Below are 21,461 nucleotides of genomic sequence, written 5' to 3'. Positions count from 1 at the left end.
CTGTTCCCGACGCGGCGAGCGACAGGGCTACCACCGTCGCCGCTAACCCGTAACGGGCTGATCTGTGAGCAGTTGTGCGGGCACGCCGATGGGGCGTGCCCGAGGCACGTCTGGACATGTCTTCCCCCCACGAGAAGAGTCGTCACAGTGACCACCATGGCCACTGGAAGCGCACACGCTGCCACAACTCCTTCACAAAGGGCTGCGCTATTCCCCCGAATTTGCTTCACATGCCAACCGGAACCAGACAAGTCCTTGACCGCCTACGCTGGGGCAAAGAGGCACGTCGGGCAGGCAACGCCTGATCGGCAGCAGACTGGCTAAAGGAACACTGCTGGCAGGCCTCATGGCAGACAGCGTGAGGTCGACTGAAAGCTTTTCCGGATGTCGGCCTCGTGAAGTACCTGAGTGACTGAGGACTGCGCTATCTCGGTGCTATGGCAAACGTCATCCACCCGACATAGGCCCCACCGCCTGCCGCGTCTGCGAGCTCTGCTCCGTCCAGCCGCCCGCTTCCTGGCGTGCTGATCTCTACCGGCGCCGGGGTCCTCCGCCAGACAGGCAACGGGAGGGGAGACTCCATCCCGCCCGGCGGCCGGCCGCCAGGAGGGCCGCGACGCTGGCGTCGTCGGTTCCGGTGATCGTGGCGATCTGGTCGATGCTCAGGCGCAGAGTGTCGTGGAGCAGCACGGTGTCCTGGGCCGGGGTGGTGGTGCGGCCGGTGCGCCGGGCGATGGCTTGGGTGTGTTTGTCCCAGGCCCATGCGGAGGGGCGTGGTGTGGTGACCACGCTTGTCCAGGTGCTGGCGATGAGTTCGAAGACGTGGGTGACGGTGATCAGTGCTTCTTGTGGTGGGAGGTGGGCGGCTGCGTAGGCGTGGTAGGCGGGGCGGTGCAGGTCGTAGAAGGCGTAGAAGGCGGTGGTGAGGATGCTGGGTTCAGTGCCGGGTTTCATGGTCTCCTCCGCCGGGGTCGGGGCGGTGTTCAGCCGAATGCTGCGGCGCTGATTCCACAAGTTTCGGTGCCGCCGTGGGCTTCGGTTTCGGCGTGGGCCAGGCGCCACAGGCGGCGGGCGATCTCCGGCTGGGACTGCAGGGCGGCGGCGATCTGCTGGACGACCGGCCAGGTGGGCACGCCGGGTCCGTGGAAGGCCTGGCGCAAGTCGGCGGTGGTGATGGCGTGCTGGAGCTGGAGGGAGCTGAGGATCTTCTCGGCGCCCTTCTCGGCGTCCTTCTCGCTGTAGTTGGCCGCATAGCGCAGGGCTCGCAGGTAGGTGCGCAGGTAGCGGACGGTGTCGGTGGTCGGCAGCGGGGCGCTGGAGGCTGCCTCCCACAGGGGTTTGATCAGGTCCGGGCTGTGGTTGCAGGCGTCGCAGATGGTCTTGACGTGCTGCCAGGAGACCTCGCGGTATCCGGAGAGCATGCGCGAGACGTAGGAGGGGTCGACGGCGAGCAGGGTGGCCAGCTTTCGCTGGGTCTGCTCGCTCTGGCGTGCCATGCGGGTCAGGGCGCTGGCCAGACGCTGGCGGGGGGCGCGCAGGTCCTGCGGGCGCCGGGGCGGCGTGTCCGGCAGCGGGGTGTCGTTGTGGGGCTGGGGGTGGGGGCGTGTCCTGGCGGACAGGGCGGCGTCGACGGTGTGCGGCGGGTACTTCTTGCGCAGCCGGTCCTTGGTGCGGTCCAGGAAGTGCGCGGCTTCGTCCAGTGACTGGCCGCGGGAGCGCTGCAGCACCACGGTGGCGCCGGTCAGTTCCTCGAGCAGCGTCCGGAGGGTGACGAGGTGGGGCAGCAGCTCCGTGACGGCCATACCCGGCCCGTATGCGGTGTTCATCAGGTTTTCGGAGGCGACAGTGAGGTCTTCGGCGATGTCGCGGATCGCTTCGGTGCACCGGCGGGCGCGTCCGGCGTCGACCGCGGGTCGGGAGGGAGGGCGGCTCGCTGTGCGGGCACGGGGGCGTGAACGCGTGGACACGGGTGACCTCTTTCGGGGGTGCCGGGGCGGGTATCTGTGCCCGCCCGCTGAAGATGCAAGATCGGCTGGATGGGAGCCGGGTGGCGCGGACGTGCTGTCCGCGCCACCCGGCCCGCTGGCTCACCTGCGGCAGATCCGCTGCCGGACCAGGGCAGATCCGTGAGCGGCCGTCACAAAGAGCACCAGGATCGGCAGTCCCCGGGCAGGAAAGTCGCCTCCGGCCGCGGTAAGGAGGGCCAGAGCACTGACGGGAAGACTCCCGCGCACGATGACAGCCGAGGCATCCCACTGAAAGGTTTGGGCCACAAGGGGCGGAGGGATGATACGTTCGCGGCTCAGTTCCTGTACTGCGGGAACCTGAGTCCGATGTCGACAGGGGAACACGGGGGACTCCGTTCTTCCGGATTTCTCCGACTGACGTCAGTAGCGACAAGACCCCGGCGAGGGCCACCAACCACACAGCCGGGGTCTTTTGCGCGCCCGGCGAGGTGCCGGGGAATCGGACAGTACTACCTACCGCACGCGCCCGGTGTCAGAACGTAGCGCTGTGGGTACAGGCACCCGCCGCCGCGCTCCACGACCTGACGATCGTTCAGTCAAATTTCTGCGCACACATGTCCGAGGTTCGATCACAAACGGTCCCTCTGACACGGACATCAGAAGCGAATTGTCTGACCTGTGCGGGCATAAAACGCCCCCGCCCAACTCCCGAGGCTCACCCGCCCCGACCGTGCGCCTCCCCCACCTCACGGCCGAAGATCCATAACCGTGTCAACACATCGACATCCACGAAGCCCTCCTCTACCCCCAGGGCCAGAGGCGCGTCGGCTCGCAATGCGCTGGCCACCGGGACGCCGACACTGGCAACCCCGCAGACAATGGCAGCCCATGGCAGATGGCGGCGGATCTTCCGTCGAGCAGCAGGCGATGCTCGCTGGACAGCGCTCACTCCCGGGCCAGACCGACCACCGCGGCCGAACCCGCCGCGCCACCCGCATCCTGAACGAATGCCCGAACACGCCCATCGAGACAGAGCTCGCGCGGTAGGCCCAAACGCAGAGGGCGGCGGATGAGGAGCTGCCCAGCCGGGCGACGTCGCTCATGCTCCGATCGCACGTTGATCAGGGGAAGCTGGTGGTGCATGCCGAGGGCCCGGGCACGGCTCCAACTGCCCGGGGTCCGAGAGAACGCGGCGGCCGCACGGGGCTGGGCAGATGCGGTGCGAGAACTCGGTGCTGTCGGGCCAGCGGTCCAAGACGCGGCCGTCGGCGGCCGCGAGCCCTGTCGACCATCAGCCCGGCCAGCACGGCAGCGAACCCGGAGGGCTCCCGCCCGTCCCGCCTCACGGCGGTCGACCGACGTCGGCGCGGGCCTGCGTCGGCTCGCTGAGGACGCAGGCTATGTCGTTCCATCCGCACACGCGCTCTCGGTGCTACAGGCCCGCCAGCAGCTGTCCGTCGTCGTGCGCTGGGTCCTCAACCTGCCCACCGCCGCGGAACACATGGAGCAGCTGGCCGAAGCCATCGGTGAGGACGGTCCCGAAGGCGGTCTGGGGCCGCTGCAGGGACATCGACCTCGAGGGCGCGCAGGTGTTCGCCTGCATGCTCCACTTCGCCGACCGTCCGGAAAGCGCGCAGTTCGGAGGAGAGCGAATGCCGGAACACGCCCATCGAGACGGAGCTCGCGCGGTAGAACCTCATAGGGGGCATCAAATCCGTTGCCCCCACGTGCTATTGGCGCGGACCGGACGCAGGCATGCGCCGACCGAACGGGACTGTTGGCGCGCCTAAGGCGGACGTGAGGACTACGACCCCGGATCTTCCCAGCTCGGCCGTTCGTTCTGAAAATGCTGCATGGTTGTCTTCGATGCAGAGGTCATAGTCTGAGCTTGCCTGAAGCGGTCTCGGAACCCGGGTGTGAGTAGTTGGGGTACAGGAAAAGGCTGCGGCGTACGGCCGGCCCCCTTCCTTGGGGTGGGCCGGTCGTACGCCGTCACGCCGGGAGTGCTGCGGTCAGGTGCACCGGTTGAGGTGCGAGTGCGTCAGGTTGGTGGCCTCGCTGTGGACATACCCCCTCTTGTCCAGCTCGTAGTGGTGTATCCAGTACACCCAGTCTTCGAAGAAGCCGCTCCACCGTTTGCAGGTGGCCAGGGCGCCGCTGCCGTTCGCGTCAGTCGACCCTAGGATGATATTGGCGTCGACATCGCCGTGCAGGTACGCGTAGGCTGCTACGCGGATCTTTTCGCTGGCCGGGGCTGTCAGCCGGGGAGATTCCGCGGACGCTGCCGCCGACGGCCCCAGAGCCAGACCCGCACCGGCCGCCACGGTTACTGCCGCCACCCCTATGCGCCGCTTGAAGGACATGTGTTCCTCCTCGTGCTCTCGTGGGCTTGAGCCTTTACATGTTGTGCGCGTGCAGAGAGGGTTGGAGGCGATGAAGACCAGAGTGCCGCTAGCCCTACACGATTCCTGACCTGCATCAGTGCCTCTCCTTCTTCCTGTGGTTTACGGAAAGCTGGAACGCCGTTTGTGGTTTGTGCCGCATTCCGGACTGGTGCCCGCCAACTAGCTTCGGTGCCCGTGGGCGCGTGGCGCGACGTGATTCGGTCTGGACCGAATCACGGCATTCCCGGAGAATTCAGCGCGTACCAGGTTCTGGTGGAACGGGAGAGCGCATGGTGTACCGCATTCACTTCACTGTCGAGGATCTGGCACGCACCCGGGTTGCCCAGGCCCCGCCCCCTTTGGTGGAGCTCAATGCCTCGGTGCGCACTCTGCAGACCCGCAGTCACCCGGCTCGGTTCGGAGCCTGGAGGCAACACGTTCTTACTGGCCTAGGCCCACAGGCGCGCATGATCCTGGATCTCATACCGCCCCGCGGCTGGTCGCCCACCTTCTTGACCCCCGCCGATGCCGGCACCCCGCAGGAGGTCCTCGAACGTGTGCGCGCCACGCCGAGGTCTGAGATCCGTGAACACCTTGCCCACGTAGCCGAGTGGCATCCACTCCCATCGTGGGCGAACCAATTGCCGGACGACTCCGCCCTGCTGCGGCAGCTCTTCGACAGCCTGGACCACGTCTGCACCGTGCTGCTGATCCCGCACTGGAACGAAATCACCGGCGACACTACGGCCGACCAAACGATCCGGATGCGGCACGCGATCAAGGGAGGTATGGAGCACCTGCTGGCAAACCTGCACCCGCAACGCGTTCGATGGAACGCGCCCGTCCTGGAGATGGCGACTCTTTCCGGCTTCGATGGAGATCTCCATCTGGAGGGACGCGGCCTCCTGCTCGCCCCCTCCGTCTTTGCCCGCGAATCGCCGAGCATCGACATCGATGCCCGGCCCCAACCCGTGCTCAGATACCCCATCAGTGATCAGGCAACAGGCCCGTTCCGCTGCGCCTTACCGGACTCGCTGCCGGTGCCTCCCCGTACCGCTCTGGCGTCGCTCCTGGGGCCGACCCGGGCCGCTGTACTACAAGCCATCGCGGAACACCCCGGCTGCACCACCAAACAACTTGCCACCCTCGTACGCATCACCAGCCCCAGCGCCAGTGAACACGCCACCATCCTCCGTTCAGCCGGGCTGATACACACCACGCGTTACCGCAATGCCGCCTGCCACAGCCTTACCGCCGTCGGCACTGCCTTTCTGAATGCTCCTGGCCAGTCACGATGATGTGCGGAAATGTGTGCCGTCCTGTTGCATCTCCGCTCGAGGCGGCGGGTACGCCGAGCCCCGGCTCGGAGGGCCGCCCGACGCTTCCTGACCGCCTGGCCGGGCCGGACAGCCGTCCCCCACGGGAGAAGGATGATCACACCGGGTACGAGCCAAGCTCGCGGGTCTTCTCGGTGAGGAGTGTCAGGCGCAGTGGCGCAGCTGGTACGAGGCGGCAGCCGTCTTCCAGGCCGCCGTCACCGCGCACGCCAAGGACACCGGCCAGCCTCGACACGAGGTCGAGCAAGCCGTGAAGAAGGCGGTGCGGCACGCCGACGAGGACCCGGCAGAGTAGCGCCCTTGGACGACCGGCACCCGGCCCCCGCGCCTCCCGTGCCCTTCCCGGCGATCGGGTGGGCGCGGCCGGTACAGGCATCGTTGCCAGGGATCACGCGTCTCTCCGGGAAGGCTAGGCGAGAGGGCGCGCCGACATGTGCACACTTCCGTAAGCTGGTGTGCATGACGACGGAGAGCACCTACTCGATCGTGGAAGCCCGCGCCCGCCTGGGTGCCATTGCGCGCGAGGTCAGCGCCACCCGGGAACCGGTCGCCATCACCGACCACGGGCAGACCATCGCCATACTGGTCAGCCCTGCCGACGCCCTCGAACTGCAAGAGATGCGAGCACTGGCCGCCTACCGTGCCCGTCAAGCCCGCGGCGAGAGCGCCGGCGTCCCGCACGACGAGGCATACCGCCGCGTGTTCGGCGGAGCTGAGGCGTGAGCTACGAGGTCATCTGGGAACCCGAGGCCCTCACCCAGGCGGAGCGGTTCGCCAAGGACGACCCCGCCGGGTGCGCCAGGTTTTCACCGCCGTCGACCACCTCGCCGAAGACCCCCGCCCCGATGGTTCTTTCGGCAGCACCGATGTGCTGCGCATCCACGTCGGGATCTACCGCGTGATGTATGAGATCAGCGACCAGCAGGTCGGCGTCAATGTAATCCACCTAGGGCGCGTGCGCTGAGGTCGATTGAGGGCCCGCTGATCGTCAGCGAGCTCCCCATCCGGCCAGGAGTGCGAGGTCGACGTCCTCAAAGAGGTGTTCTGGTCCCCGCCCACCCCCACCGAGCACGGCCTGGTCCTCGCCCTCGACGACGTCATCGGCACCAAGGTCCGCGCCCTGGCCGACCGCGGCGCGGCCCGCGACCTCATCGACGTCCACGCCGCCTCCCACCACCGCTCCACTGCCGAACTGGAAACCCTCGGCCGCCGCCACGCCCGCACCGAGTTCAGCCTCCACAACCTCCGTGACCGCCTCACCGGCGCCGAATGGTGGGACGACGAGGACTTCGCCGACTACGGGCTGAGCGACGACCAGATCCACACCTTGCGCACCTGGGCCCTGCGGTGGGCCACCGACATCGACAGCCGCCTGATCACCGAAGACCCCGCAGACGGACCCGACGCGCCCGGGTGATCGGCGCGGGCGCCAGTTCCAGATCGCGGCCCACAGGCTGAACCGCTGCCGTCCAGCACAGGCGAAGACCCCCGCACCACTTCGATGCGGGGGTCGTGCGTGGCACCGCAGGCCGTTAGTCGATGCGTTCTCCGAGCCTGGCTGACTGCTTCTCCGCGTTCTTCGTGTGCCACCACTCGAAGAGACGGATACAGAACTCCGCGGCGACAGCGCGTACCAGGTGGTGGGGCGGTGTTCCGTTGAACAGCGCCATCGCTGAGCGGTCACTGTCCAGTCGCACCCGCCAGCGCTGACGGTAGGCGGTGACCTCCAGGACGAGAGTGAAGCTGCGGCCGCTTTCCACCACGTCCAGGGCGGTAACGTCCAACTCCGCCTGGGTGTCGTCCAGTTGTCCCATGAGGTGCGGCACGAGCAGGTCCCGCACCTGTTCAGCTGTCGCCATGGCCGTGTCCTCCTAGCAGGAAGCGGCGAGACCCGACGGCTTGTACGCGGTGATGACCCCCTGCGGCTTGATCCGGCGATCAGCGCTGTAGGCCCCGGGGTTTGTGATGACCTTGAAAAGCGTCCTGGGGGACATCAAGCGAACTTGCGCTCGTAGTTCTTCTCTCCGGGCCGGTTCACGGCAAGGCACCGCTCCACACCATCTGACTGATCTTCTTGTTGGAACTGCCGCTAACGCCCTGGGCACGCCCGGTGCCGCTCCATCGCACAGCGCCCTGGAGACGATCGAAAGCGACGTACGGGAGATCAAGGACGACCTGAGCGACGTCAAGCGGCTTCTGGCCGCGCTGGTGCAGGCGCAGGGTATCGATCGCGGCAACGCCTAGCCCCGCAGTGATCAAATCGGTAGCACTGTCGGCGAGCGTCAGCTCACGTTCATAGCAGCCCTGGAAGGGCTCTCCAGCGGATCAGCCGTGTGTGCTACGAACTCTTCATCCGTTCTTGCCCTGTGCGTCCGGGATTGGCTCGGATCCACCGCGCAAGAGCCGGGCGCGCAATTCTTCCTCGTCTCCACCGGTTTCGTCGGGATCCGGAGCCTGCCCTGACGGCCAGGGTTCGCGCAGCGCCATCTCGATGCGCTCGCTGCTGCGCAGGATGACCGTGCCCCTGTCGGCGCCTGCGGGCCAGACCTGCAGCAGGTAGTCCTCGACGGGATCGTCTTCGGTTTGGCTGGGAGCGTTGCCGCGGCCGCGGGTGTGGACGCGTACGCGGTAAGGTCCGCCGCCTTGCGTGCTCAGCACCGGCAGCTCAGAAAACTGGCTGTCCTCGAGGGAGTGTGCTCGCAGCCGGCCGGCGGGCGCCTGCACGGTGACTTCGATGATTTCTTCCCACCCGTCCTGGTCGCCGGCTGCAGGCGGGGCTTCCAGGCCGGTGACTGCCTGCACGCGGACAGGGCCGAAAGCGGTGCCCGTGGCGATGAGCGCGCCCGCGGTCATCACGGCCACCAGGCCGTTGGACCAGTCCGCACTGTCCGCAGGGAGTTCTCCTTCATCAAGGAGCCCGAACAGACCGTCAACGGCTTCCACGGTGTGCATCGTCGTTGCCTCCCGGCCTTTGCCGTGTGTCCGCCTGAGGGCGGGTGTGCCCGGGGCCGGACCGTGGTTGGTGAGCCCAGTCCCGGACACTAGTGCGGCGACATTGCTTGAGGGAGGCTTTCAGCCGTCCTGGTCCGGCTGCCGCAAGGAATGATCTTCACGTCGAAGCGGTCCCCGTCCAGAACCCGCTGGTCCCTGTAGAAGGCAGTGGTAGAGCCGCCCTGAGAGCTGTTCTGCCTCTCGGGGACCGCGCAGGCGCTGGCGCCCTTTGATCCGGTGCCCGAGGGAATGTCGTTGTAGGAGCAGCCGTCGAAGGTACGGCGCTTGCCGCCCGCGCTCATTCCGTTCCTGGAGGTGGCGAGCGGGTATTCGTCGCAGTTCTTGCCTCCGGCCGGACTCCGGTCGCCGCATGCCAGCCGACGGTTGTCCTTGCGGATGGTGCTGTTGGTGGTACGGGTGAGGCGCTTGGGCAGGTCGGAGGCCTGAGCCAAGGTGATGTGTCTGGCCACGTCGGGGATTCTGGCCTTGCTGAACTGCAGGTCGGAGGCGTACCAGGGCACCACGCAGCCGACGCCTGGACGGTCCCGGCGGCGGCCGACCCTGGTGTCTTTTGCTGGCCGACCGGGTTCTGCTGGTATCGGTGTACTACCGCACGAACCTCACCATGCGGCAGCTCGCCCCGCTGTTCGGATGCTCGCCGGCGACGGTGTGCCGCGTCATTCAGCGACTGCCGCCGCTCCTGGCCATCGAACCCACCACCCGCCCAGCCGACGCGGTCGAGCGGCTGTGGATCGTGGACGGCACCTTGATCCCCGTCCGTGACCGGGAGGTCGGCGCCTCCTCTGGCAACTACCGCTTCTCTGCGAACGTGCATGTCACCATCGACGCCGACACCAAACTAGTGATCGCGGCGGCCCGGCCGGTTCCCGGGGTGCGGGCCCGCGTCGAGCACGCCTTCGCCCGCATGAAGCACTACAAGATCCTCCGAGACTGCCGACAGCGCGGCTCTGGTCTCCACCACGCGGTCCAAGCCATCGCACACATGCACAACCTCGCCCTCGCCGCCTGATCAGACAGGGCACAACCCCACTCTGACCTGCCTGATCAAAGCCTTCTGCAACACGCTTTACGAGCTCGTGCACGGTTAGCAGTGAGACGTCGCAGTGCCAGGCGGAGCCGTGGTGCTCACGTCTGCCAAGCCAGGATCCGGTCTGCGGTCTGCTGCTGGGACAGTAGGCCGGCGATGGCTTGGACGGTGTCGTCCATGCGCTCGCGGCGGCCGAGGTGGCGGGTCAGCGCCCGCCAGTTCTTCAGGTGGGCGATGCCGTGTTCGACCCGGATGCGGCGTGAGGAGTGCGCCTTGCGCTGGCGCTCGTGCATCTCCTCGTACCAGTTCGGGGCGTTCTTCTTGAACTTGCGGTGCGGTGGCGTCACGACGCGTCCGCCGGTCTGTGCTCCGAGTCCCTGGTAGCCGGCATCGGCGAGGATCTCGACCGCTGGACCGTCGGCCAGGAGCTTGACCAGCCCCAACTCTCGGGCGTGGGTGATGTCCGCGCAGCTTCCGGGCTTGGTCGGGCTGCAGAACAGCAGTCGCCCGTCCCCGTCGGTGAACACCATGGCCTTCACGGCGTTCTGCTTGCTCTTGCCGGAGATGAACTTGTCCCGGTCCTTCCGGCCGACGGCCGGGCGGCGGACACGGATCTCGGTGCCATCGATGATGCCGGTCTTCCTCGCCTGGCCCAGATGGTCAACGACCTCGCCGAGGGTTCGCAGCCGCACGTCGGGGCTGACCGTGCATCCTCGCTCCGCGAGCAGGGGCCGCACCTCGCCGATGGCCCGGGTGATAGTCGAGCGGTCCACACCGAACCAGCAGGCCAGCACGTCATGAGTAACCCCGTGGCGAAGATGCACGAGCGTGGCCAGCAGCCGGTCGATGAAGACGAGGCGGTGCTTCGCGCCGGCGCCCACCGCACGCTTCCGCGGCCGGGACGCAAGCCTGGCCTGGTGCCGCTCGTGCCACAACGGTCCCACTTCAGCGACGAGTTCCGCGATCACAGCGGCCGACAAGCCCGTGATCCTACGGTCGCTGATGATCGCTGTGCGCCTCACGTTCCCCACCACACAGCCATGATCGACGATCCAGAGCTCGACGTCCCACCGCTAATGGTGCACGAGCTCGTTAGGCCTGGTGCGGGTGGTGTGTTCAGTTGCCGCGGAGGAACTCCTCGGCCTCATGGCGCAGCGAGGCGGGAGCATCGGCCCAGGCAGGGGTGTGTGTGAGCCCGCGCAGCTTGGTTGCCTTCACCTCTCGGGGGGCGTCCGCGCGCAGGCCGAGGTGGCTCCACAGCTGGCTAAGGTCCTCCAGCGGCAGCGGCCAGTGGGCGCCGAGGGCCGACTCGGCCCCGGGCACCGTGGTGGAGACGAGGACCTCCTCCGCCGCCGCCGGGGGGTCGATCTCGACGAGGGTGAGGCCCATCAGGTTGATGGCCGCACGGAAGTGGGCCCGGTGCTCATCGACGGTGGCGGTGTCGGGCTGCTGCCCGGTGTGGAACAGGGTGAAGACCCAGCCGGACTCGCCGGTGCGGGCGAGGTCCAGGACCAGCGGCGTTCCCGCGGTGTCGACGAAGGCGCGGTGGGCGATGCTCTGGGCTGCTCCGGGCCCCTCGGTCCGGGGGTGGGACGAGAGGCAGAAGCTCTCGTGCAGCCAGGACAGTTGCTCGGGCGTCAGCGCCCCGTAGGAGAGTGCGCGGAGGGCGGGCCAGTACACGGTGTGAGTTCCCTTCGGTGGGCTCGACTGCGACATGGGCGGGTCGTGGGCGGGTCAGCGCTGGCCAGCAACGGGTGTGCGGGAGCCCAGACGGATCGGGTTGCTCCAGGCGCGGCCGCCGGCAGCATCTTCTACCGTGATCCGGCAGTAGCTGCGGCGGAACATCGCCACGGGCAGGGTGCACTGCGTCAGGGCCTGGCCCTGACGCACCTGGGCGCCCGGGGCACCCCCGGTGACCAGCACCTTGACGGCGGGCGAGCACCGCACCGAGAGCTGATCGCCGTGCAGTTGAATGTCGTGCAGTTCGGGGCCGGTGCTGGAGTAGTAGTGCCCGGACTTGAGGGCCGCCAGCAACGGCGACGATATGCCACGACGGACCGGCCTCGGTCCGCGGCGCGTGCAGTTCGGCACCCAGCAAGGTGGTGAAGCCGGGACTGCGCAGCGGCTGGGTATCGGTCAGCGGGAAGTTGTACTCGGCCCGGAAGTGGTCGGTGAGGGCGAGGAAGTCGTACCCGGCCTCCCGGTAGCGACGGGTCGTCTCCGCGGGGGACAGGGCTCCGTCGGACCGGTCGGAGTGGCTGTGCAGATTCCCCCGCCAGAAACGACCGGGAAGGGCGAAGGGTAAGCCGGACACGATCTCCCCCGTGAAGTCAGTTCCTGTGTTTCGCAAGCGTGTTCACCATCCAGATTAGCGTCTATGGGTGTCAGGGTGGGGGTGCCTAGTGCTGTGACCGGGAAGGTTCGCCGAGTTGCTCGTTGTGCTGGTTGGAAATGACTTCTCCAACCAGCGTGGGGAGGCGGGACGGCACAACCGGTTCGGGTTCGCAGGCTGACCGAGCAGGAGGGTCAGAAACTCCAGCACATCATCTGGAGAGGCAGTACCAGCTCCGTGCGGTTTCGACGGGCGATGATGCTGCTGGCCTCAGCCGGCGGCAGCACCGTCCTGGACCGCTGGCCCGACATCACCACCGCCGTCGCCCCACGCCTGCACCACCACGTCCGCACCGTCGCCTTCCACCCTGAGACCGGGCATCTGGACCTGTGCCTGGACTCGCCCGCCTACGCCACCCAGCTCCGCCTGATCACCGCGCGGATCGTCGCCGCCGCCAACGATGTGGCCGGGACCGATGCGGTGCGCACCGTGCGGGTTCTGCCCCGGGTGCTTCGTGCGCGGGGTGTAGGGCCTGGTCCGTTTGTGCTTTGTGCCGGTCGCGGCGAGGGCGTTGGCCCAGGTCGTAGGCCGTTAGCACGAGCCGTTGTCGGTGAGGCAGCGGCGGAGCGGGGTGATGCCGTGGGCGGCGAGGAAGGCCACGGACGGTGCCAGAAGACGGCCGCGGTCACGGCCTTCTCGTCGTCCAGGGCCTTGGTGTAGGCGAGCCGGGAGTGGTCGTCGAGCGCCGGGTGCAGGTACGTGTACCCGATCTTGACACTCGTCGCCTCCCGCCTCAACAACCTGCTCGGCGCCGCCGCCCCTACAAGACGGTGACCGTCGACGAGCTCCGCACCCGCGCCCGGCATCTCGCCACCGCCCAGCCCGCCACGATCGCGGCCTCGATATGGCTGGCCGTCGACGTCGTGCACCACATGGGGCGGCGGGGTGATCCAGACACGAGGCTCGGCATCCGGCCCGTCCTGGTGGGCGATCAGATGCGTGTACAGGTGCGTCTGCCCGCTCGGGTCACTTTCATAGCCCCAGGTGCTGTACGGGGTGGCTGCTTGTAGGTTGACTGGATGTCTGATCAGAGCGAGATAGAGCAGATCACTGCGGTGTGGGAACGGCTTACGGGTTGGCTGGCCGAGTACGCGCCCGCCTCGTATGCCTCGCTGCTTCCCCCGGCGGATGCGGACACTGTCACTGCTGCAGAGGCCCGTCTGATGCATGTGCTCGACTTCGGCTTCCCTCCCGAGCTGAAAGCTCTCTGGCGGGTGTGCGGCGGTGTCCAGAAGGTCGATGTGCCGGGCAATGAGGACGGTGAACTGTGGGCGGGCAAGTTCCTGCCCGAAGGGATCTTCCTCGCTCCTGAAGCCTCGCTGTGGCAGCGTCTGCGCTTCGGGCCGGGTGAGGACGATCCGTGGGAGGGGGCCGACTTCGTGTCGTTCCTCGACGCCGTGGAGCCAAGTGGCGCAGGTGAATTCGGCATGTACGTCTCATCGTCGACGGATCCGACGCTGCGGGGTGTCGGGGGATGGTCAACCATGACTGGCCCGGATCTGTCACCCCCGGCGTGGCCGTCCGTGGCCGCCTACCTGGAGGCGGTCTGCGAGCTGCTTCAGACTGGCGGTGGGCCCCGGCTGGAAACGGCTGGCAGGAAACAACCAGTGCTGGCGCTGGGGTGCCTGGCGTGGATCGACCCCGATGATGGCCTGGAGGTTGCCTGGCGGCCTGTCCATCCGTGAGGTGAGCTGGTGCGGGCCCGGCCTGGGCCCGCACCAGCAGTCAGGCGATGGTGACTACCTCGCGGTCAGCGTGCACCGGAACGGCTTTCCGGTACCGTCCGTGGGCTCGCACTTCCCGCTTATACGGGTGTCGAGCCAGTAGGCGTCCCTGTCCATGATCCGCATCTGCTTCATGAACGAGGCGAAGTTCGACCCCATGGACTCCTGGTTGTGGACACCGGAAATTGCCGAACGCCCGCACACCTCGGTGAAGTGCGACACGTTGTCCCATCCACCGCCGAAGTCGACGTTGTACAGATGCACCCGGGAGCCCTGCTTCTTCGCGAAGGTCTGCAGGCACGCCTTCCCGTTCGGGGTGCCCGTGGTGGAGCCCGTGGGCACGGCCTCGTTGAGCCCGCCTTCGCTCTTCTTCATCCCTCCACTGTTATAGGAGGAGGCGAAAGCGAACTCGTCACAGTTCAACGCGTCGTTCGCATCGTCCAGAGCGCTGGGGTCACCGTTCTCCGCAGCCCACCCGGTGGGGCACATACGGGCCCGGTTCTTCTTGTTCTGCTCAGCGTCACCCATGTAGTAGAGTGGCTTGTCGTACCGTCCCGGGTGGTTTTTGAGCTTCTCCTGGACCAGCCATGCGTGCGCTGCGGCCTGAGGGTAGCTCTTGGCGTTGAAGACGTAGCTCGGGGCCCAGTTGACGAAGACACAGCCCGTGCCGTCGTACTTCGCGGTGAAGGTGTCACAGCGGATCTCATCCAGGTCAGGGTTCTCCTCCCAGTAGCCCTTGGACCACTGGTAGTCGACTCTCTGCCCGACGCCGGGGGAGTGCACCGTGCCCTCGATCTTGACGTCGGGTTTGAACCGGTACTGCTTGTCCGCCACGGAGTCATCCCACGTGTACTTCGTGGTCAGGGTCGCGCTGTGCTTGTCGCCGGGGAACCAGTGTGGGGTAGCCGTCCAGTCGCCGCCCTGGGGTTCGATCGGCTTGCACGGGGACTGACAGATGTGGCCGTTGAACGCGGACAGGCTGATACCGCCGTCGAAGTCAGCCGGGACGTTGTCGCCCTTGACCGTAAGCCTTTCGGTGAACGTGCCGACGGTCTCGTTCAGGCGCAGCTCGCGGGTGAAGGTGAAATCGGCTTTCGCCGTGGGATCGTCCTCGGGGCCCAGGTAGTAGGTGACCGAGCGCCTGTCGCATTCCTTGAACCGGTCGGCGAAAGCACCAGCGGCGGTGTCACACCAGCCGGCGTCTCGCAGGTTCCTGGACTGGGCGGCTGGTTTGTCCGGCACCGGGTTGGTCTCGACGCACGCCTGGATGCCTTTCTTGTCGGCCGGGCCGCACTGCCGCTTGTCGGCCTTGTAGGTGCTGCGGGTGGTAGCAGACCTCAACGGCTTCGTCTGGTCGCTGCTGGGCGGTGTGGTGAAGCTGGGGTTCGGCGCGTTGTGGTCCGGGTTGGGAAGGGTCAGGTCTATCGGCAGTTCAATGCGCAGCCGGGCCCAGGGAGACCAATCCGTCTCGTACAGGCCGCCGTCGTAGGCACTGGTACGGAAGAGATAGTCGACGTTCGGTTTCAGCACCCATGGGTCTACGGTCACGGTCGCCCGTGAGCCGCTCGGGACGAACTTGGAGACCAGGACGCCGTAGGGGTTGGCGTCGGTGAGCTTGACCTGCGTCTTGGGTTTGCCGTCCGTGCCGATGGTCCAGACCTCGAAGGTGAGGTTGGCCTTGTCGTTGTCCTTGTCGGTGACCTTGTTGCGCAGTTGAACCTTGGTGGTCTCCACGCTCCAGGTCTCGAGCCCTCCGTCGACCTGCTTCCAGGCCGGGCCGGCATCGGGGTCCTTGCCCGACTCCGGGCGGTGTGTGTTGGCCCTGAGGCTCTTCTCCACACCTGCGGCAGGCCGGGAGGACGGGGCGTAGTCCGGGCCGGGGTCCGACGTGTGGTCAGATGCGGGTGCGGCGGTAGCCATCCCGGATCCCAGGAGCAGGGCGGCCGTGACGCCCATGGCTAAGCGGGCGAGGGTACCTTTTCGTCTGGTGGAACTGGACATGCAGTCGTCGTCCTCACTCATGTGGTTGCGGTTAGTCGCGCCGCCGACATTCGTAGGCCCCGCACTACACATGCAGCAACACCAACTAAGCGGACATCACGGCTCGTTCGCCCGATGCCGGATGTGACGCTGCACACGGTTGCACCATCCCGGGTCACGGTCTGATTGCACTGCACACGTAATTCGCGCGCGTCTCGGCCAGCGTGGGGCGGGCGGCCTGCTCCGGTCCTGGGGACTCGCAGGTCGCCCAGCAGTAACGGCAGGGACTGGCCGTCGTGCGCCTGCCCGGGCGTGCCGACGTCATCCCGAACGCGCGTCGGCCCCTGTCGTATGGGCACAACTCCCAGTGCCGTCGTGTGGTTGCGAGGAGCGAGGACGGCATGACATGTATATGTTTAACGCCTATTGTCCCTATTTTTTGTGGCCCTGAACGACGAAGGGCGCAAACCTCAAAAAAAGCTCAAATGTCCTAACTTGGTTGGCTTCGATTAAGAAGATGATCTAGGTTGTGATTCGAGTGCTGCGGGTGACCTCCGCAGGCTCTTGGATCTTTGATTTGGAGACATGTGAATCGCGCATTGCGAGCGCTCGCCGGGGCAGTTGTATTGAGTGCATTGACTGTGGGGACGGCTACGGCAGCACCGACAGCAGATGTCGAAACTGGCACGGCTTCTGTTGATCTGAGTCTTCCCGAAGGGTTCCACGTGCCGGGCCCCGAAACGGTTGTAGAGCGGACCGTTCCTGTGCAATCTCTGCCCGGCGACGATGTTATCGACATCTTTGGGCCTGGTGATGCGAGCAGGAAGAAGCCAGGTGAATCAGCTATCAAGATCAAGAATAAGCGGTACCAGGGGCAGAACTGCGGTACGCGGCTCCTGCAGCAGACCAGTGGCCGGGGTAAGACCACTCTGGTCCTGACCGTCAGCAAGTCTGTTGCGACGGAAAAGAAATCTGAGGTCAGTCTGTCTGCTGGAAAGATTTCTGCGGCTATGGGGTTCAGCGTCTCCAAGAGCTACACCGTTGAGAATCAGACTCGTTACGAGGTCCCGAAGGGGCGTTTCGGTACTGTTCAGGCGTACCCCCTGTACGACCACTACACTTACCAGGCAGTTTTCGGAAAGAAGAAGTGGGCCGGGTACGTACTGAAGCCGGTCGGTGTGTGCTTCAACCAGTGGACCACCAAGGGCTGATCTACCCCTGCGAGGCTGAGTGGTAGAGTTTTTGCCGATGAATCGAACAGTCCGATCAATAGTCATCGCTGCCACTCTCTCGCTGGCCGCAGCAGCTTGTACGGCAGGTGGGGGTGATGGCGATCGCGCGTCATCCCCACCCAAGCCGCAGGGTATCCCTCTGCGTGAACTCGATGAAGTTGCTCTGAACGGCGACCCCATGGCGACCGTCGAAACCGAATTCCCGGATGGTCACGCACGCCCTGTGGGGGAAGTCCGTTTCGGGGAGTACCGCGTCGTTGCTTATGTGACTGGCAAGAAGTGCGGGATTTCGGTATTCGACGCGAAGAAGAGCGAGACCATCGGCCTGCGGACCGCGTGGCCGCGCAATCTCGATGAGGGGAGTGCAAAACTCCCGGGTGGTCCCTACTATAGTTCCTCTGCCCAGAGTTCTGTAAGATCCGGCCCATGGGCATCGCTCTCCTGCGGAACGAATTCCATGATCATTGAGTATGAGAGTAAAGACTCCTCCGAAGCCTCTCCCCCAAATGGGTCAGCTTCCGTGCAGCGATCTGCCGGTAAGCGGACTCATTTCGTGGTGATCGGCTCCAAGGATGTGCGAGCGAGGATCCTGAAAAAGCTCTCCTAGCGTTACGTCAATATCCCTCCGAAGCATTCTTCTGGGTCAGTTCGAGATCTATGGTCGCAGCTCTACCACGAGCACCAGCACCCCCTGCCGGGCCTGGCCGTCCGGCATCTGCGCCGTGACCTCCACCGCGAGTTCCTCCACCACCACGCCGTACCGCATCCCGTTCACCCCCGCGTGATCGACTCGGGCGGCAGCGTACGGATTGGGGCGCGCAGTTGGTTGTGCGTCGGCTGAGCCACCGCACCCGTGCCACATCAGTGCGACGGCGGTGACATCAGGCGGGGGAGCGGTCGGGGCATGCGCAGTGGACGCGTGCGGGGTGACACCACCGGCCGACGGCCCGTCCACGAATGTTCTGGCGCTGCCCCGTCCGGTGCTCGCAGCTCACAACCGCGGAGCTGCCTGACCACCTATCTGGGCAGCCTTGCCCGTAGACGCAGCGGGTTACGGTGTTAGGCACCAAGCCGGAGGCAGGACCAACCCGGCCGGGGGCGGGGTCAGCCCCCCCAGTGGCAGCCCTGCTGGGGGAGTGCCGTGGGCTGTGCCCAAGTCGGCTGTGCCGCCCGTGAACTGTGCTCCGTTGAAGCTGACTCCGTCTGCGAGCGTCGCCTCGTGGAAGTTGACCGTACCGCCCGAGAACTGTGCCGAGGTGAATTGGGCCGTGCCGCCGGAGAAGCTCGCCCTGTCGAAGAGGACCGTGGCACCGGAGAACTCCGCGGAAGTGAAGTTGACCGTGCCGCCGGAGAACTGTGCCCAGCTGAAGCGGACCTTGGAGCCGGAGAACTGCGCCCGGGTGAAGTCGACCTTGCCAGCGGAGACCTGCGCCCTGTTGAAGTAGATCGTGCCGCCGGAGAACTCCGCCTCGTTGAAGTGGACCTTGCTGCGGGTGATTTCTGAGTGGGTGAAGTAGGCCGTAGCGCCGGAGAACTTTGCTCCGCCGAAGTCGACCGTGCCTCCGGAGAACTGCGCGCGGGTGAAGTCGACTTTGCCAGCGGAGAACGTCGTCTGGCTGAAGTCACCGCCATCGAAGATGGCGCCAGTGAAGTCGAAGTCGTGGCCCTGCCAGGAGTGCGGGTGTTCCTCGGGGAGACGGAGGTGGTCGCGGATGAGGCGGATGGCGGTGTGCCGTACCTCGCGCAGGGCGAGGTACTCGTGCCGGGCCGGTGTGTCGGCCGGAGTGTCAGGTTCTGCGGTGTAGGGCAGGCGGAGGTAGGCGCACAGAACATCGATGCAGGTTTGCCGTAGAGCGCGTGTGGGGGCGTCGTCGGCGAGCCCGGCCAGGGCGTGGACGCCGCCCAGCCGTACGGGCGGAGACGCCTCGAGCTGGGTCACGGCGGCGGTGAACCGCTCGGTGTGCAGCCTGGTGGCATCCCGCAGGGCTCCGTCCTCGTCAACGCGTTGGCGCCGGTAGGTCACGACCAGGGCGACCAGCGCGCCGGCCCCGGCTACCACCCCGAAAGCAAGCTTCACCATGTCGAACAGTGTCTTGGCGTCGACCTTGCCTTCCGGCTCCAGGCCACGGGCGCCCAGGAGGGTCCAGGTGAGGTAGAAGACGGTCGAGGCTACTAGCACTGCGGCTGCGAAGGTGGCGGCCAGGACGGGGCCGACCGGGGGAAGGTTCAGACCACGCCGTTCCGCACGTTGCCTGGACGGGTGAGGACTCATCACCCAGAAGACAACTCACCCGCACCCCTGGTTCCACACCGCGGTGGGGCCGTCGACAGCCGGACACGCTCTGTCAGGCAGGGCTCCCGCCACGCCGTAACCTTTCGAGTTCCATCTCCTCGTTGCGGTCAGTTTCGCTGACGGAACTAGAGTGTGCCGGTGGCCTGGCTCTCCGGTTCCGCAGAGCGCCTTCGATCTTCGCGCTGCCACGAAGGATGTTGATGTCTGTGGTGGCGCCCGCAGGCCATGCCTGTATCAGATAGTCCTCGACGGGCTGTTCACGGACCTGGTCGTAGGCGATATCGCGTCCGCGAGCGTGGACGCGGAGCCGGTAGGGCCCGTTCCCGCCTGTGCTCAGCAGCGGCAACTCGGCAATAACACCGTCGTGGAGGGATTCGACACACAGTCCAGCATGGGGGGCCTGAACAGACACTTCGACAATCTCGTCCCACACCTCAGCGTCGGAAGACGACAAACTGGGGGCCGTGAGGTAGGGGCTGGCCTGGACGCGAATGTTGCCGGTGTGAATTCCTGTGGCGATGAGGACGCCAGTCTCCATGACCGCGACGAAGCCGTTGGACCAGTCCGCCGTATCCGCCGGGATCTCTCCGCTGTCCAGCACCCCGAAGGACCCCTCGGGGACGTAGACAATGCTCCCTGCCGTCTTCTTGTCACCGGACACGATGAGCACCTTCCCAGACGAGCCGAGTGTCGTTCGGGTCTGGACCGGCACGCCGGTCCAGACCCGAACCTAGTGCAATGGTGTTGTTCGGTGAAGGCTGTCTGGCCTGTTCCAGACAGCTACGGTCATGGACCGGTCTTCACATCGAACGGGTCGTCCTGAAGTACACGGTTCTTGCGGAAGAACTGGGTATGGGTGCCGCCCTGAGAGTGGTTGTCCTCCTCATTGATGGCGCAGGCGCTTGCTCCCTTCGAGCCAGTTCCTGAAGGGATGTCACTGTAGGAGCAGCCGTCGAAGGTGCGACGCTTGCCGCCTGCGCTCAGGCCCTCCTTGGAGGTAGCGATCGGGTACTCATCGCAGGACTTGTTCGGCACCGTGGGACGGTCCTTGCACGCCAACCTCCGGTTGGTGTCGATGACCGCCTGGTCTTCGGTGCGGTGAAGCCTCTTGGGCAGACCGGAGTTCTGGGCCCGATCTACATGGGAAACCAGGTCGGGTGTCTTGGCTTTGCTGTAGACCATGTCGGAGGCGTAAGTGGGAACCACACAGCCGACGCCCGGTCGCCCGCCGGTGTCGTTGTCACAGCGGAACTGGTTCAACCTGCTCGGGAAGTCCACTGGGGGGTAGGGCGCGTTCTTGACCTTCATATCCCAGCCTGTTCCGCACTCGCCCTTCGCCCCTGCGGCAGTCGCGGTTGTGTCAAAGAACGCCTCGCCCGTCATCCACTTGTGCAGCGTCAGCTTCTGGCCCGGGAATTTCGCGCTTTCCGTGACGCAGGAGTTACGGGGGGCTCCCACTCCATCGATGGTCGCCTTGAGGGTGTCACCCCAGCCCTTGGTGGCATAGACCTCCAGTTGGTGCGCGACGCGGCCTATTCCGCTGTTGCCGTAGCTATAGCTGAGAAAGATCATTTCGGTCTCGCCGGTCTTCACCCAGCGTCCGTTGATCCTTTTTTTCGTCCAGTAGCGCCAACCTCGCACCATGCAGGCTTTGGTGCGTGTCCTCTTCACCACCTTGGCCTCAGTCGGACACCAAGACGGCGGATCAACACCCGCCCGGGGAGAACGGTTGATGCGCTGCGGCAGATCCTCGAGGTCCACCGACATCGGCTCCAGGCACGTCGCCTGGTCCTCCTCGGTGACCTCGCTGCACACCTCTCCGGCCGGCGGCTGCTCCCCCTCCTCTTCGGGTGCAGTCTCCGCTTCGTCCGCCCCCGGTATGTCCTCGGCAAGTACACCCTTGCGGGTCTGCTCCTGCCCACCGGCGCGAGGCGCGCTTGCCTGCGGGACCGTCGCATCGTCCGCCGTGGCCACGGCCGCGCCACTGCCTGCTAAGGCGCCATCTCATTTGGCGAGTCTGCGGTAGCAGATGAGGGTGCAGGCGATGCTGGTGAAGGCGAGGAAGTGCTCGGCCTTGCGTTCGTAGCGGCGATGGAGTCGGCGGCAGCCGGCG

21 protein-coding genes and 4 pseudogenes are annotated in these 21,461 nt (G+C 66.1%); 10 read left to right on the top strand and 15 right to left on the bottom strand.

Going from position 1 to position 21,461, the window contains the following annotated elements; translation table 11 throughout:
• Positions 1-531: 531 nt before the first annotated feature.
• From IG78_RS0138645 to IG78_RS0138630, 3 genes are all read right to left on the bottom strand, one after another.
• On the bottom strand, positions 532-954 hold the full coding sequence (locus IG78_RS0138645) for a hypothetical protein (protein ID WP_051853446.1): 423 nt from the start codon (positions 952-954) through the stop codon (positions 532-534).
• Positions 955-983: 29 nt separating this feature from the next.
• Positions 984-1,826 (bottom strand): helix-turn-helix domain-containing protein, encoded by an 843-nt coding sequence (locus IG78_RS0138640; RefSeq protein WP_157856021.1) that lies wholly within the window; start codon positions 1,824-1,826, stop codon positions 984-986.
• Positions 1,827-3,979: 2,153 nt separating this feature from the next.
• Positions 3,980-4,330: a hypothetical protein gene (locus tag IG78_RS0138630; protein WP_030573574.1), complete on the bottom strand. Its 351-nt coding sequence runs from the start codon at positions 4,328-4,330 to the stop codon at positions 3,980-3,982.
• A 488-nt stretch (positions 4,331-4,818) separates the two neighbouring features.
• Between IG78_RS0138630 and IG78_RS0138625 the strand changes: the two genes are divergently transcribed.
• Positions 4,819-5,649, top strand: a complete 831-nt coding sequence (locus IG78_RS0138625; protein WP_225882399.1) for a winged helix-turn-helix domain-containing protein — start codon at positions 4,819-4,821, stop codon at positions 5,647-5,649.
• Between the two features lie 136 nt (positions 5,650-5,785).
• Here IG78_RS0138625 and IG78_RS49810 read toward each other — a convergent pair whose 3' ends face one another.
• Positions 5,786-5,935 (bottom strand): hypothetical protein, encoded by a 150-nt coding sequence (locus IG78_RS49810; RefSeq protein ID WP_159398282.1) that lies wholly within the window; start codon positions 5,933-5,935, stop codon positions 5,786-5,788.
• Between the two features lie 212 nt (positions 5,936-6,147).
• On the opposite strand from IG78_RS49810, the gene IG78_RS0138615 reads away from it, so the two are divergent.
• The 3 genes and pseudogenes from IG78_RS0138615 to IG78_RS0138605 form a co-directional block, all read left to right on the top strand.
• Entirely contained in the window at positions 6,148-6,411 is a 264-nt protein-coding gene (locus tag IG78_RS0138615) for a type II toxin-antitoxin system Phd/YefM family antitoxin (protein WP_030573568.1), read from the top strand.
• Positions 6,412-6,481: 70 nt separating this feature from the next.
• A complete protein-coding gene (locus IG78_RS43350; RefSeq protein WP_404827833.1) occupies positions 6,482-6,652 on the top strand; it encodes a type II toxin-antitoxin system RelE family toxin in 171 nt (56 codons plus the stop codon).
• A 39-nt stretch (positions 6,653-6,691) separates the two neighbouring features.
• Positions 6,692-7,105 (top strand): annotated as a pseudogene (locus tag IG78_RS0138605) (nucleotidyl transferase AbiEii/AbiGii toxin family protein); the annotation flags it as partial.
• Between the two features lie 115 nt (positions 7,106-7,220).
• Here IG78_RS0138605 and IG78_RS0138600 read toward each other — a convergent pair.
• Positions 7,221-7,547, bottom strand: a complete 327-nt coding sequence (locus tag IG78_RS0138600; RefSeq protein ID WP_030573562.1) for a hypothetical protein — start codon at positions 7,545-7,547, stop codon at positions 7,221-7,223.
• 106 nt (positions 7,548-7,653) lie between these two features.
• On the opposite strand from IG78_RS0138600, the gene IG78_RS49805 reads away from it, so the two are divergent.
• Positions 7,654-7,932 carry a hypothetical protein gene (locus IG78_RS49805; protein WP_157856018.1) on the top strand — a complete coding sequence of 93 codons (279 nt, stop codon included), beginning with the start codon at positions 7,654-7,656 and terminating at the stop codon, positions 7,930-7,932.
• Positions 7,933-8,037: 105 nt separating this feature from the next.
• On the opposite strand, the gene IG78_RS44600 is transcribed toward IG78_RS49805, so the two are convergent.
• Positions 8,038-8,631, bottom strand: coding sequence for a hypothetical protein (locus IG78_RS44600; protein ID WP_157856017.1), 594 nt, complete (start codon positions 8,629-8,631; stop codon positions 8,038-8,040).
• Between the two features lie 98 nt (positions 8,632-8,729).
• Entirely contained in the window at positions 8,730-9,203 is a 474-nt protein-coding gene (locus tag IG78_RS0138585) for a NucA/NucB deoxyribonuclease domain-containing protein (protein ID WP_157856016.1), read from the bottom strand.
• Positions 9,204-9,232: 29 nt separating this feature from the next.
• On the opposite strand from IG78_RS0138585, the pseudogene IG78_RS0138580 reads away from it, so the two are divergent.
• Positions 9,233-9,709, top strand: a pseudogene (locus tag IG78_RS0138580) (transposase family protein); the annotation flags it as partial.
• A 116-nt stretch (positions 9,710-9,825) separates the two neighbouring features.
• Here the strand turns inward: IG78_RS0138580 and IG78_RS0138575 are convergent.
• The 3 genes from IG78_RS0138575 to IG78_RS50780 form a co-directional block, all read right to left on the bottom strand.
• Entirely contained in the window at positions 9,826-10,707 is an 882-nt protein-coding gene (locus IG78_RS0138575) for a transposase (RefSeq protein WP_225882398.1), read from the bottom strand.
• Between the two features lie 136 nt (positions 10,708-10,843).
• Positions 10,844-11,407, bottom strand: a complete 564-nt coding sequence (locus IG78_RS43340) for a hypothetical protein (protein WP_030573548.1) — start codon at positions 11,405-11,407, stop codon at positions 10,844-10,846.
• 54 nt (positions 11,408-11,461) lie between these two features.
• Positions 11,462-11,761 carry a CehA/McbA family metallohydrolase domain-containing protein gene (locus tag IG78_RS50780; RefSeq protein WP_199813358.1) on the bottom strand — a complete coding sequence of 100 codons (300 nt, stop codon included), beginning with the start codon at positions 11,759-11,761 and terminating at the stop codon, positions 11,462-11,464.
• A 475-nt stretch (positions 11,762-12,236) separates the two neighbouring features.
• On the opposite strand from IG78_RS50780, the pseudogene IG78_RS48770 reads away from it, so the two are divergent.
• Positions 12,237-12,560 (top strand): annotated as a pseudogene (locus IG78_RS48770) (DciA family protein); the annotation flags it as partial.
• Between the two features lie 578 nt (positions 12,561-13,138).
• A complete protein-coding gene (locus IG78_RS0138550) occupies positions 13,139-13,804 on the top strand; it encodes an SMI1/KNR4 family protein (protein WP_030573541.1) in 666 nt (221 codons plus the stop codon).
• 54 nt (positions 13,805-13,858) lie between these two features.
• Here IG78_RS0138550 and IG78_RS0138545 read toward each other — a convergent pair whose 3' ends face one another.
• Positions 13,859-15,799, bottom strand: coding sequence for a hypothetical protein (locus IG78_RS0138545; RefSeq protein ID WP_030573538.1), 1,941 nt, complete (start codon positions 15,797-15,799; stop codon positions 13,859-13,861).
• Between the two features lie 623 nt (positions 15,800-16,422).
• Here IG78_RS0138545 and IG78_RS45035 point away from each other — a divergent pair.
• Together IG78_RS45035 and IG78_RS49800 are read left to right on the top strand one after the other, a co-directional pair.
• Positions 16,423-17,034 carry a hypothetical protein gene (locus IG78_RS45035; protein ID WP_225882397.1) on the top strand — a complete coding sequence of 204 codons (612 nt, stop codon included), beginning with the start codon at positions 16,423-16,425 and terminating at the stop codon, positions 17,032-17,034.
• Positions 17,035-17,071: 37 nt separating this feature from the next.
• The gene (locus tag IG78_RS49800) at positions 17,072-17,662 is read left to right on the top strand and encodes a hypothetical protein (RefSeq protein ID WP_157856014.1); all 591 of its coding nucleotides are present in this window, start codon (positions 17,072-17,074) and stop codon (positions 17,660-17,662) included.
• 444 nt (positions 17,663-18,106) lie between these two features.
• Here the strand turns inward: IG78_RS49800 and IG78_RS0138530 are convergent, their stop codons facing one another.
• From IG78_RS0138530 to IG78_RS0138515, 4 genes and pseudogenes are all read right to left on the bottom strand, one after another.
• Positions 18,107-19,234 (bottom strand): pentapeptide repeat-containing protein, encoded by a 1,128-nt coding sequence (locus tag IG78_RS0138530; protein WP_225882396.1) that lies wholly within the window; start codon positions 19,232-19,234, stop codon positions 18,107-18,109.
• A gap of 166 nt (positions 19,235-19,400) precedes the next feature.
• Entirely contained in the window at positions 19,401-20,009 is a 609-nt protein-coding gene (locus IG78_RS43325; RefSeq protein ID WP_157856013.1) for a hypothetical protein, read from the bottom strand.
• 125 nt (positions 20,010-20,134) lie between these two features.
• Complete coding sequence (locus IG78_RS0138520; RefSeq protein WP_030573526.1) at positions 20,135-21,322, bottom strand: NucA/NucB deoxyribonuclease domain-containing protein; 1,188 nt, start codon at positions 21,320-21,322, stop codon at positions 20,135-20,137.
• 30 nt (positions 21,323-21,352) lie between these two features.
• Positions 21,353-21,461, bottom strand: a pseudogene (locus IG78_RS0138515) (IS5/IS1182 family transposase); the annotation flags it as partial.

The organism is Streptomyces aureocirculatus, from assembly GCF_000720475.1.
GTDB classification, from domain to species: Bacteria; Actinomycetota; Actinomycetes; order Streptomycetales; family Streptomycetaceae; genus Streptomyces; species Streptomyces aureocirculatus.
The sequence above is the reverse complement of the archived record's forward strand: the minus strand, read 5'-3'. Positions and strand labels throughout refer to the sequence as shown.